Here is a 12,773-nt window from a genome sequence, read left to right on the forward strand (position 1 = left end):
TAGCGATAACCAAGAACCAATGACTAATGACCAATGACTCCTTAATTAAGCGAACAGCAAGGAACGAGCGGCTGAGAAGAAATATTGCTAAAATTCAGCGACTCCATCAATTTATCCCATTCAGCTTTAAGTTCTGGATCGATCGAATTGGTGCGGCGACGTTCGGCTAGAAAAAGCAGAGGACGATACCAATCAACGTTTTCTGTGGAAGTGGATGCAATTCGCTGTAAAGTTCCATTCCAAGAAATGCGATCTTCTTCGTTTTGCGGATCGCAGTAAATTGAGAAATACCAGCGATAACGTTTGCCAACTTCAAACGATTGAGATGGGGGAGACAAACTAATAAATCCAGGTGTTCCAGATAATTTTATGTTCTTTGGTGGAATAACATATCGATCCTGTTCGTCCAAAATTACAAAACTGAAAGAATCAACATCATTAGGTGAATAGGGAACATAAAACCAAAAAATAGGAGATGCCAATGTAGTTTGTAAAGAATCAGGCATGAAGGCGATCGGGCGAGTGTTTGCATTGGGACATTTTGATTCCCCAGGACGGGTTGCGCCACCTGACTGCGGTCTTCCTGAAGTACCAGTTTTTGGCGCTGGAGGCGGTGTTTGAGCGATCGGATTGGCGATCGCGAAATCAGCCGATATCACAGTTGCTAAAGTAATCGCAAAAGCAATTTTTTTTCCCTGAATAAACATTTTTATTCTCCTTTTTTAGTTGGCAATGTAATGCGAAATACTATCGCTATCCTAGTTACCAGTAAAGCAAATGCTGAGGGAACAAGCGGTAGCCAAAAGCCTTGGATAAACAATCCAAAACAAAGTGCATATAAAATAGCGATCGAAATACTAATTGCTAGCCATAAACGTAGCGGTGACGAATACAGAAACCAAACGATTCCTCCACCAATCAGCGACCAAAACCCAATCCAAATTGCATCGCCCCACAAGGGTAACCAACGCAACAAAGGGCGCTTATCCTCCACAGCACTTAAAATTTCGCTGATCGCGTGTGCGTGAACGTATAGCCCTCGCTTGATGCCGTAAGGTGTATTGTAAGGGTCTTTTACGCTGTCAGCAATAACGCCAATCAGCACAATTTTATCTTTTACCCAACTAGGCTCAAAGCGATCGTTTAAAATATCTCTTACCGTTACTTGCTGGGCAATTTGGGAAGAAGCGCGATAATTCAGCAGCGTTTGGTTACTCATTCCATCTAAGTTTTGATACCCGCCACTTCTTGTTCCTAAACGTTTTAAAATAATATTACCAAACTGCCAATTATTTTCGGGTGTTTGGACTGGAATTTTTTTAGCATACAGGTATCGATACGCCAGTTGAAAGCCAAAGGAATAGTTTGTCTTGCAAGACTCAAAATCAGAAATAGTATTTGGGCTGCGGGATAAGAAATAGCGCCGGACAATATTGTATTCGTCCAGCGGTAAGTTACTAAAACCAATTTGTTCAACAGGGATTTTAGGTGGGGGGTCAACACTTTCTTCATTTGCTTTATATTTACATACAGCAATCAAGCGTTTGTTTTGCTGAAAATGAGCGATCATTGCGGCATAACCGGGTGGTACTGGTAAATTGCGATAGATATCTAAACCGATCGCGATCGGTTGATGTTGCTGAAGTTTGTCTATCACTTTGGCAAGTGTTCCATCGCGTAGCGGATAATTGTATTTGTCAATATCTTCTTTATCTGCACCAACAATTAACAAGCGAGGGTCTGGCGGTTCGGATGGTCGCATTCTCATCATCGCATCATACGCCTGCAACTCCCAGGATTGCAACCATCCGATCGATCGCACTCCCATCACCAAGCTAGTTACTATAAAACTCGCAATAAAAACCGTTTGCAGCTTGGGTTTTGACGGACGAGAAGGTGGGGGAATTGGTAGGGGAATTGGTTTCTTTTTATCTCGCAACTCTTCCCAAGTCGGTGGCGTTTCCCCTAAATTTTGATACAGCTTTGGCAACCAAGTTGCACCAGGTAAAGTTGTAAATTCTTCCAACCTACTTTGAGCGCGTCGAAATGCGGTTTGCAAAGGTTGTCCCTTAGCATATTCGGTCAAAAATTCTTTTAAGAAAGATTGTGCAACCCGATCGGGTACTTTTTCCTGCATGAAAACCGCTACCGGAATTTGTAATTTAGCAATCTGTTCCGCTAATCCTAATCCCTCACAAGAATTAAAAATCGCGATCTTTAATCCGTTATTAATAGCCGATTTTAACGCATTCTTAAATTGTTCTATTTCCAAACTTTCATCTTTACTAATATAAATTCTACCCACATTGTCTTTAGTCTCGCTATGACCAGCAAAAAACAAGATATCCCACCCTGACTCTGACCGCACCTTTTTAATAAAATCTGACGCTGTTGGTTGGTTTAAAACTTCTGTTCTTGCACCTTTTAGATTAGCAATTACCAGCCGATCGGGTTGCAAATCGATATTACCATCGTCTCCAAAAATGGCTAAAATATTAACTTTATTATCACTCCCTTTCCTTCTACTAATTTCTTCTCGATTGTAGTCTTCAGGACTAAAACTAATTCCCAGATCGGGGTAATACTTCAACAAATCCCACGTATGCCAAGGAAGTTTCCACAAGCTAGGATTAGCTTTAATCATCACGCGAACGTCTTGAGAATTATTAGCTAACTCTCCTACTAATTTTTCTCGTATTTGTTGCCACTTGCGATCGGACGACTCTTGCAGCCAATCTTGCATATTGGTTTCTAATGATTTCACCCATTCCCGACAAGCATCTACTCCCTCAATTGTAGAACGCTGCATCGTAAAACTTGACTCAACTTCCCAATCATCATGACCACGCGATTTCAGTCCCCGAAAGAATGTCTGCCACATCAAATAGCAACTTTCAATATCTGGGTGAGTTGGGAGTCTGGCACCTTCAATTTCCGACAGGGGAAGTCCATCGTCTTGGCAGATTTGTAACGAAACTAAAAATCCCTGTTTCAAGTCGTCAGACCTAATTTTAAGAACCGCTACTTTTCCCATAATTCAGTTCCTGCTTTTCCCACTTCAATTAAGCAATAAAATCCTCAGTTATATTCAAATTATCAACAGAAAGACGAACCCGAAACAGTTTTCGCGGCGGTGGACTAAAGCGTAATTCAAGGAATTCATCTTTACCCCGACCTTCATCATCACTTCTAGCTTGCGTTTCTAAGCCAGAAATAGTTTCTCCTGACTCTGAAAGCACGCTCAGTTTAAGATTTGGAGGTAGTTTAGTTGAATTGTCCAGCGGTTGCACTTGCAAAGACACTCCAATTCTTTCTTCTAGTTTAGGTCTAATCGCAACTATTAAACCTAACCTGTGACCTCCTAACTGCATTCCCATGTCAATTCGCCTCGCTTTTTTTACACCCGCCAAGGGGTTACCGGGGTCAATTTTTCCCAAGCTTAGACTTGCTTGCCAACGAGTTTCTTCATCCTGAGTTGTTTTTAATAATTGAATTAAAGCTTCGATCGCATCTCGATTGCCAGCACCAATTTCTCCTATAACCCCAGCAGCTTGACGGCGAATTCGATCGGACTGATGAGGTTGTAAGAGACTGATGACGGGACCGATCGCATCTGGAGAGCTAGTTTGGGACTTGACCCGACTCCGAACGGCTTCTGGTTGAGCATATAAGGTTTCAAATGTCTGCCAAATATCGTCAACTGCATTTCGACCTTTTTCTACTATATCCTGTAACCATCCCTTCAAGACGATCGGCTGTTGACTGGGCGTAAAGTCTGGGATTAATAAACCCATGCGCCGATTGTATAGTTGCTGTCTCGACTTTTCATCTGCTAACAATGCGGCCCACTCCTCAAAAGGAATATCGACTCGCAGACGCGGCGAATAGAGAGATGAATCGCTCAAAATCTTCAATAAATTCATTATCTGTGCAATAGACAAAGTTGGCAATGGTGGAACTTTTTCTTGCAAACAAAGTCCAATTGTTGCTTGCATGACGGTGAGGTTTTTTGTCAATGATTCTGTTGGCAAAGAATAAGTGCGATCGCTCTCATTATATCTGCCTTTATTTTTCAACTGGCGATGAGTAGTAAAACCCCCAACTCTGAGGAAACAATCATCCTCATCTCCATCCAGAATTACCTCCACAGCAATATAATAATCTGCCACCCAATTAGGAATATCGACCCACTCTTGCGGTACGCACAACTCTGACTTATCCGCATCATCGCAGGGAATTAACACCAGTCGCGTTTCGCCTAATTGAATTGCCGTACCGTTGACAACTTCCCAAATAGCGGGTAAGCTATTTTGACTAGGCCATACCGATGGTTGAACTTCAGATTCTTCTGATAACCAAGTGAGGAAAGCCTTTAAAGAAACGTAATTGAGATAAGCATTATGACGCGCGATCGCATTCGATTGTTTCTCAGATTCCTGCCATGCTTCTTGTTGATATGCTGGCGAAATCTGCAAACAGAGTAAATCAAAATTAGCTGTTTTTCCTTGATTTAAACTAAACATCACTCACTTCTCCTTTCTTAGTTAGATTTGTACAAAATTTGCAACCATTCTTGCACGAGAATATTAACTTTAGCTAATTCTGATTCCTTCTCTAGCGAGACATCCAGATTTCCTATAATCCACTTCAGAAGGCTATCCCGTAATTCTATCTTAGCTAAGTAGACTCTTTCATTAACCTGATTCTCGTTTAAATTCAGTTGCACCGCCGTTTGTTCTTCAGTTCGTCGCAGGTAATATCGATAATTCACAACCTCTTTGCAATCGTTGGAAAGATTGGCGAGTGCGGAATTCAAAGCAGAGTAAATGCTGAGCTTGTAAAATCTGTAAAGCCAGGATTTTACATATTTATCCAACCATTCCTCGATTACCTTTAATAGCGCCGACTCCAAACAAATCTGAGCTTCATTTATTCTTTGGTTAACTTCTACCTCCATTATGCAGTACCGCGCAGAAATTTGCTTTTCAGTTAAATTATGTCCATAACGCAATTGTAATACTTCTCGATATTCTGGTGTAAGCTTGTTGATAGCTTCAACTAAAGTTGCTTGAATCAAATCCGAGTGCAAAGGAGATGCGTAATCTTTCACTAACCAGCGGGATACTGATGGGTTAACCCATTTGTTTGCTTGAGAAATAGCAGCTAACTTTTCTAGGAGAGGAACTTCATAGTAACTGTTAATATGACGAGCAATATTACCTTGAGTGATGCCCAATATATTTGCTATTTGCGTTTGGCTTAGTCCTACACCATAATAAATATTGGGTATTTTCTTATGGTGAATTTGCAGCTTTCGTTGCTGAATTCGCAGATCGACCTTAGCTTTAATATTTTCGATTTCTTCCCGAAAAGCAACATCAGTTCGATTAATCAAATCTTCCGAGTCAACCGCATCCCAGAAACTATGCGAATCTACTTCGTTAGATTCTTCAGCTTTGATTTCAATACCAGATTCATTGAGGAATTCAATAGAAACAGCATCAATTGAATTGACCGAATACTTTTGCAATGCTTCTATACAACTTTCCATCCATTGTTTAATTTGTTCTCCAGTTACCATTCCCGAACTGGCAGATACTTCATGGGGTGCGGAAGGGAGGGATTTTTCAGCATTGTAGTATTTAGCAGCTTCGTTGAAATCTGCTAGATCGGGTAAAGGCCATTTTTGTCCAGCTTGTCTGGAGGGATTTTGAACTTTATTAATTAAATAAACTTGTTTGAAATATTTACGAGCAAATAGATATTGAGAAACCTGCAATTGTCCGTATTTTGTTATTTCTAGAGCTTCTTTGAGATCTTTGTCAGGTTTTTTATACAAGAGACGCCAACGAGAGAATTTTCCCACAGTTACTTCAGATTTAATAGTTTTTTCTAAAATATCTTGGATATAAGTATCTAGATTCGCTCGTTGGGAGTCATCGTATCTTTCTAAAACTTGGGCAAAATTATCAAAATTGTAAACCATTTTTCTAGCAATATAGAGGTATTCGTCCCAAGCGCGATCGCTAGATTGCGATCGCACTTTTTTAGCCGCTTGATAACAGGTTGATTCAAAATAGGCAGCCAAGTGTTCCAAAGCTAATTTTCTGCTCTTTATTTCCCCTGTCGCAGACTGCACTACTTTCACCCAATACTCTGCGATACCTCTACCTTTATCTTGCTGGCGGCATAACTTAGCAAACTGTGGATCTTCCGCTTCATATAACTCCAAGTTACGTTTCAAATGCAGACGACATTTCCACTGAATTACCATGCGTCCATTGCAGTTATCGAGCATGAGATACATGGAAAATCGATCGATATTATTCGATCGTTCTGGCAACCTGGGGATGCTGTCTTTGATAAAAAAGTTAGACATTTTGGCTTGATATCCGAGATAAATACTGTTTTCTGAAGTGTCCCACTAATCTTATTGGTGTTGCAAGAGGGGAATTATGCGGGTTAGGGGTGCGCGCATCTGCTGAAAGTGACCATTAGCAAGCTTTTCAAGCAATTTGCAGACAAATTTGCGCCCCAAAATTACCGCACCCGCATATTGCCTCAAATCCGATTCCAATAAATCCGTAGAAGCAAGTCAAACCTTTGACAGATATATACGGAGAAAATCATGTTTGAGTCTTTTGTTCCAGAGCCCACCCACCCTTTCAATTCATCTGTCAATCCTTCGCTGACTGGTACGATTGGGAATGCAGAACCAACTGCTGGAATCATTTCGGCTCTTTCGGGTTGATGGTGAAAAATGTGCTTTAATACTGTCCTAACCGATGTGACTGTGGCTATAATTCAGCCTGCGTAGGCAGGCTTCGTTTGTATAGCCCCACCCTTCTAGGGTGTGGCGCTATTTGAAATCCAAATCAGTTATACCTTCCCATCTCTCCGGTACACCATATTGTTGATATTGCTGACAGCGCTTCACATAAAGCATGGCTGCCTTATCTTGCGGATTAATTTGTAAAACTTCCTGAAAAATTTGCTGCGCCTCCTCAAATTGTTGCTGATAGTAAAGAAACACAGCTACTTCAAACCGCGCCTGCGTTTGACTCTTTAATCGCTTTTGCTCTGGCTCATCTCCATCGTAAACTTCAAAGACGGCGACGGCTGACTTTTTCCCTTTTACCGTCACCCGATCCAAAAATCTGAAGTGTTGTTCTTGATAATAATCGAGACAACAGAGGGTTTTATGGCTGATTAAAATTCCCGCTCCGTATAGCTTGGTTAATCCTTCCAAACGAGAGGCTAAATTAACTGCATCAGCAATCACTGTTGTTTCCATTCGTTCTGATTCGCCAATCGTTCCCAGCATTAAATTTCCCGTGTGCAAACCAATGCCGATCGCAATTGGTGCATAACCCATTTTGTGCCGATCTTGGTTGTAGTTTTCTACTTCTTTTTGCATGGCGATCGCCGCTTGTACCGCATCATTTGCCGACTCAGGAAACAACGCCATAATCGCATCGCCAATATATTTATCAATAAACCCATTATGCTTGCGAATGACGGGACTAACTCGACTTAAATAAGAGTTGATAAAATTAAACGTCTCTTGCGGTGTCATTGCTTCTGATAAAGTTGTAAAAGAGCGAATATCAGAAAACATTATTGTCATTTCTTGCTGTACTTGGTCGCCTAATTGAACATCAATAATACTTTCCTTTCCTAAAAATTTCAGAAAATTACGCGGCACAAATCGCCCGTAGGCTGAAGTCAGTTTGGCGAGAGAAATATGTGTTTTGATGCGAGCTAGCATTTCTTGTTTTTGAATCGGCTTAGAGAGATAATCATTGGCTCCTGATTCAAATCCCTCTACGATATCTGACACTTGATTTTTCGCTGTGAGCATGACAATGGGAAGTTCGTAAGCGGGAAAGCGATCGCGGATTTTTTCAGCCACTTCATAACCTGTCATGCGCGGCATCATCACGTCGAGTAAGATCAAATCGGGGATAAACCCTTTTTCCATAACTGCCAAAGCTTCTTGTCCGTTACTCGCCTCGGTAATGGCGTAATTGTACAGGGAAAGATTGTTGATGAGTACCTGACGATTAATGGGTTCGTCATCGACAATCAAAACTTTAAATTGGTTTTCGGTATTAGTTTTTTGGTCTAATTTTGGGCTTGTGATTGAGGTTGTAAACTCTAGGTTACGCTTGTTTTTGATGACAGCAATCTGTTGCGAAACTTCTACTTTTGCACTCGAAATGGGTAAGGTAAATGTAAATTGCGAACCTTCTCCCACTTTAGACTTAACAATAACTTCGCCTCCATGCAATTGAACCAGTTTTTTCGTCACGGCCAGTCCCAGTCCGGTACCGCCATAGTCTCTGGCGGTAGAGCCTTCAGCTTGTTCAAAGGATTCAAATATGCGCTCGAACTTATCTTCTGGAATACCAATACCTGTGTCGGAGATGGTGATAGCTAAGTAAGAAATTCGATCCCCCCTAACCCCCCTTAAAAAGGGGGGGACTCGATCATCTGTCTCTGTGCTTGTCAAGGAGGGGACTGTCGCATCTTGCTCCCCCTTTGTCAAGGAGGGAACTGCCGCATCTTGCTCCCCCCTTTTTAAGGGGGGTTGGGGGGGATCTATCACTTCCGCTGACACCTCGACCGTGCCAGAAGGCGTGAATTTAATGGCATTGCCGACAAGATTATACAAAATTTGTTGCAGGCGATCTTCATCGGCTTCAGCCGGGGGTAAATCAGCCGCAATAGAGTTGAGCAGTTGCAAACTTTTGTGGGCAGTTAAGGGATGGAGCAGGGTAATAACTACATTGGTAACCGATCGCAAATCTACAGGTTTGAGTTGCAGTTCTAAATTCTTGTGCCTCAGTTTCGAGAAGTCGAGAATATCGTTGACTAAGTTAGCCAAACGGCGACCGCTGGAGACAATCAAGTTGAGGTTAGCTTGCGTAGTTTGGGATAACTCTCCTGTTGCGCCATCAATGAGGGATTCGGCAATACCGATAATGCCGTTGAGAGGTGTGCGGAGTTCGTGGGATGTGTTGGCAAGAAATTCGTTTTTGAGTTGGTCGAGATCTTTTAAGTCTTCGTTTTGCTTCTCTAGGGTGGCAAAGGAGTCTTTGAGTTGCTTTGCCATGCTATTGAATGAATTGGTGAGTTTTTCGATTTCGATGATATTGCTAGGTCTAATGTGCTGATCTAAATTACCAGTTGCAATTTCTTCAGAGGCTTGAGAGACTTGCAAAATGGGGCGCGTAATCCAGCGTGCGGTGAGAATGCCAACGATAATTGCCGATAACAATGCTAGGCTGCATAACAGGAGCGTGTGTTGGGTGTTGGCATAAATTTGTGTCATGAAGTCGGATTCGGGGATAACCACCACAGCTAGCCAATCAATGCCTCGTCCATCCTGAATTGGCAAGACCTCAACGTAGTACCATGAGTCTTGGATTTTCAACTTGAGGTTTTGACTGCGATCGATCGCACCGAAGTTGCCGAAATGCTCTTTTAAATAGCGGACAGTAGCACTCACCGCCTCATTTTGACTGTCAATTGCTCTTATACGCTCGATCTCGCGGTCTTTGCCCTCACCTTTAATAGTGAATGGCTGGGTAATAATTGAGCTAGCAACTAGATCGCCCGATCGTTCAATAATAAAACTCTGCCCGTTAGGACTAATGTCTAAACTTTTGAGAAACTCTGTAATTTGCCTCAAGGGGATGTTGATAGTCAAAACCCCCACCAGCTTATCCTTTGAGTCGTAAACAGGTCGGACGGGAGAAACCACCAGAGAGGTATTCTCGTGGGAAAAGGAAGAAAATATCGGACTCCAAGTGGCTTTACCAGCAAGCTTTGCAGCTTCATACCAGGGGCGGGTGCGGGGGTCATACTCAGCCGACTTTAATAGCTTTTGCCGATCGCCAAACTCGTCTAGCAAGTAAATTTCGCGAATGGGTGCAGTAGCGCTTGTCCGAATTCTGAGTTCAGCGGTATTGTCTTCCATGCGTTCAACGCCGACAAACTCGCCCTGCTCGTTCCCAAAATAGATATAACTCTCCAGTTCTTCCTTCTGCACCACCCGCCAGAAATAGCGCCGCAATCCTTGAAAGTCATCAAGCTGTAAATTCCCGCTCTCGACACTTGCGTAGGTGAGTAGCAGGACGTTATAGGATTTATTGAGATAATCGGAAACGTGCTGGTTGATGCGGACACTAATTTCGCTATTCAACTGAGTCGCCAGATCGTCGATCGCTCGCTGTCCGTTGCGAAAAGAAAACCACCCTACCAGTCCCACAGCCGCAACGATTTGCAGCACAAAGGGAACCACCAGGGTGGTGCGGAGGTGGAATTTGCGGGGAGCCTTTTTCATAGGGGCGAGCTTTTAAACATGAGTCTAAAGCGTATGATGCAGCATAACTCCCTGAACGATCGCACTATAACCCAAGAGATTATACCAATTTTATTTAACCGCGAACCATATAAAAACTTAAAAAGTGTTTTTTTAATCGGCTTTCCAGGTTTTTATCTATTTATAACAAAAAGAAAATTGGTATTACAAGATGTCATCTACCAGAACCGAACCACCCTCATAGAAATCTACACTGAGGTGATAGTCCTCAAGAAGTGCTGTTCCAACGAGCGGACGACGCCCCATTGCCAGAACTGCGATGTCACGTTCTACACCATTCCATACAACAGTTGCCACATAAACATCTGCTACAACATTCATATCATTGGCTAGATTCGCATTGAGTTGCGTTAGATATGGCAAACCCAGAGCAGCGATCGTGGTAGGCGGTAAGGTTAGGGCACCTTCAAAACCCGTATCGACAACGAACTCAATTTCTACATCAGAGCCTCCTGGAAGACGGAGAATAACACCAATTCGTGCTTGAAGCCCAACTACATTTCCATATATCATCACTGTGCAGTCCTGACCAACGTACCACCTACTGCGTAAACGGCATTAAAGCCGATCCTTTCCGTCCAAATTGCTGCATCAGCTTGTTGGGTTTGCAATAGGCGACTTGTGGCTACTGGATCGTCGCCTATTTCGTAGTCGCCAGTTTCAACATTGATTGAGATGATTTTGCCAATATTGTCTCCTGTTTCCACTCGCTCGCGGATGCTCTTTTCATAAACTTCCTTACCGCGTCGAGCAATTTCTTCGCCACTGAAGTCAGAATAAGGCATATCCAAAAACCTCTTCATTAAAGTTGCCAACTTCGCAATGTTATTGTAAAGCAATAACGCGGATTGTTATGTTGTGCGATCGCTCCTCAACTTCACGCTTTGGATTCGCAAAGAAACCCGGTTTCTAGGAAAAATTATTATTGGTACGTAGTTGCGATGCCGCGCGGCATCGCAGCTACGTACCAAATCCAGACATAGGCTACAGGCTGTTTTAAGATCTGAATAAAAGTTGCACAGATTGTTCGTGCTTCGGAGCGGACGACTTCAATTTGGGCTTGGACAAACAAACAGTCGAGATCTACTCTAGTTGTCGCGCCACTGCGCTGCTGAAATCTTCGTAGGGTTTGACTCCGACAATTGTTTCGACCCGTTCGCCTTGCTTAAAGAGCATGACCGCCGGAATGCTTTTGATCTCAAATCGTTTGGCTAGAGCCTTATTAGAATCAAGGTCTAGCTTGAAGACCTTGGCCCGATCGCTATATTCTTCAGCTAGTCGATCCATGAGGGGAGCGACCAGTTTACAAGGCCCGCACCAACTCGCTGTGCAGTCCACCACAAGCAGCGATTCGTTTGCTAGGAGCGTATCAAATTCAGTTTCGTCTTGAATGAAGGTAGCTGTACCCATGTTTGTGTCTCCAATAGGGATAATCTTACTGCGCTGGCTCTGCACATCAACAAACTCAAAGTCTAACAGCGAATTAGCTCACCTTGAACAGCCGACGCTCGTTTGCTCCCGCAGTACCAGCCATCCAGCAGCGTTAAAATTAAGAGATTAAATTTTCAGATAGTAAGGTCATGGTCGCAACTCAGGATAATCCAGTCCAAAAAATGGCAACGCTGACCGTTACCTGGGAGAAGTTGCCTGACGACTTTCAATTAGAAGAAAAACCTGTGGACAATACTGGTCAACCACTGATTGCTGGGGCGTTAAGAGAAATTCTGGAACTGATGGGGTACATTAAACCAGTAATGCTGATTGCCTCTAACTTTGGACTCTGTGCAACGGTGAACGGTGATTTGGTAATTAAAGCACCAGATTGGGTTTACGTCCCCTCTGTGCTGCCTCTGGAACCGCGAGGCGATCGCAAAAGCTATACTCCTCAGCTAGAAGGAGACATCCCCAGCGTTGTCATGGAATTCCTGTCGGAAACTGACGGCGGAGAATATTCGGTCAAACGTACCTACCCCCCTGGGAAGTGGTTTTTTTACGAACACATTCTGCAAGTCCCAGCCTACGTCATATTTGAACCAGACAGTGGATTGCTGGAGGTCTATCGGTTAAAAGCAGGACGCTATGAACTGGAATTGCCCGATGCTGAAGGACGCCACTGGATGGCAGAGATGGGGTTATTTTTGGGAGTCTGGCGGGGAGAGAAGGAAGAACGCACGGGCTATTGGTTGCGTTGGTGGGATGAGGGGGGAAATCTGCTTTTGTGGGGCGTAGAGCGATTGGAGCAAGAACGCCAACGGGTAGAACAAGAACACCAACGGGCTGAACAAGAACACCAACGGGCTGAACAAGAACGCCAACGGGCTGATAGATTGGCCCAATACTTGCGTTCTCAGGGGATTAACCCCGATGATATCCCTCAATAAGTGAG

At 43.2% G+C, this 12,773-nt stretch carries 10 protein-coding genes; 2 read left to right on the forward strand and 8 right to left on the reverse strand.

Features of this window, described 5'->3' with window-relative positions:
* Positions 1–41 precede the first annotated feature (41 nt).
* Genes LAY41_RS05520 through LAY41_RS05535 form a run of 4 tightly spaced genes read right to left on the reverse strand, consistent with a single transcriptional unit; the run spans position 42 to position 6,379 of the window.
* The gene (locus tag LAY41_RS05520) at positions 42–707 is read right to left on the reverse strand and encodes a DUF928 domain-containing protein (RefSeq protein ID WP_249095034.1); all 666 of its coding nucleotides are present in this window, start codon (positions 705–707) and stop codon (positions 42–44) included.
* Between the two features lie 2 nt (positions 708–709).
* A complete protein-coding gene (locus LAY41_RS05525) occupies positions 710–3,034 on the reverse strand; it encodes a CHASE2 domain-containing protein (protein WP_249095036.1) in 2,325 nt (774 codons plus the stop codon).
* Positions 3,035–3,062: 28 nt separating this feature from the next.
* Positions 3,063–4,523 (reverse strand): DUF1822 family protein, encoded by a 1,461-nt coding sequence (locus LAY41_RS05530; RefSeq protein WP_249095039.1) that lies wholly within the window; start codon positions 4,521–4,523, stop codon positions 3,063–3,065.
* Positions 4,524–4,540: 17 nt separating this feature from the next.
* The gene (locus LAY41_RS05535) at positions 4,541–6,379 is read right to left on the reverse strand and encodes a sigma factor-like helix-turn-helix DNA-binding protein (protein ID WP_249095041.1); all 1,839 of its coding nucleotides are present in this window, start codon (positions 6,377–6,379) and stop codon (positions 4,541–4,543) included.
* Between the two features lie 249 nt (positions 6,380–6,628).
* Here LAY41_RS05535 and LAY41_RS32175 point away from each other — a divergent pair, with 249 nt between their 5' ends.
* The gene (locus tag LAY41_RS32175; RefSeq protein ID WP_275973928.1) at positions 6,629–6,751 is read left to right on the forward strand and encodes a hypothetical protein; all 123 of its coding nucleotides are present in this window, start codon (positions 6,629–6,631) and stop codon (positions 6,749–6,751) included.
* A 108-nt stretch (positions 6,752–6,859) separates the two neighbouring features.
* Here LAY41_RS32175 and LAY41_RS05540 read toward each other — a convergent pair whose 3' ends face one another.
* The 4 genes from LAY41_RS05540 to trxA form a co-directional block, all read right to left on the reverse strand.
* Positions 6,860–10,348: a response regulator gene (locus tag LAY41_RS05540; protein ID WP_249095043.1), complete on the reverse strand. Its 3,489-nt coding sequence runs from the start codon at positions 10,346–10,348 to the stop codon at positions 6,860–6,862.
* 183 nt (positions 10,349–10,531) lie between these two features.
* A complete protein-coding gene (locus tag LAY41_RS05545) occupies positions 10,532–10,900 on the reverse strand; it encodes a clan AA aspartic protease (RefSeq protein ID WP_249095285.1) in 369 nt (122 codons plus the stop codon).
* The gene (locus tag LAY41_RS05550) at positions 10,900–11,172 is read right to left on the reverse strand and encodes a hypothetical protein (protein WP_249095044.1); all 273 of its coding nucleotides are present in this window, start codon (positions 11,170–11,172) and stop codon (positions 10,900–10,902) included. The genes LAY41_RS05545 and LAY41_RS05550 overlap by 1 nt, the downstream gene beginning before the upstream one ends.
* A gap of 298 nt (positions 11,173–11,470) precedes the next feature.
* A complete protein-coding gene (trxA, locus tag LAY41_RS05555) occupies positions 11,471–11,797 on the reverse strand; it encodes a thioredoxin (RefSeq protein ID WP_249095046.1) in 327 nt (108 codons plus the stop codon).
* Positions 11,798–11,967: 170 nt separating this feature from the next.
* Here trxA and LAY41_RS05560 point away from each other — a divergent pair, with 170 nt between their 5' ends.
* Complete coding sequence (locus LAY41_RS05560) at positions 11,968–12,768, forward strand: Uma2 family endonuclease (RefSeq protein ID WP_249095048.1); 801 nt, start codon at positions 11,968–11,970, stop codon at positions 12,766–12,768.
* Positions 12,769–12,773: the final 5 nt, after the last annotated feature.

Source organism: Argonema galeatum A003/A1 (assembly GCF_023333595.1).
Classification (GTDB): domain Bacteria; phylum Cyanobacteriota; class Cyanobacteriia; order Cyanobacteriales; family Aerosakkonemataceae; genus Argonema; species Argonema galeatum.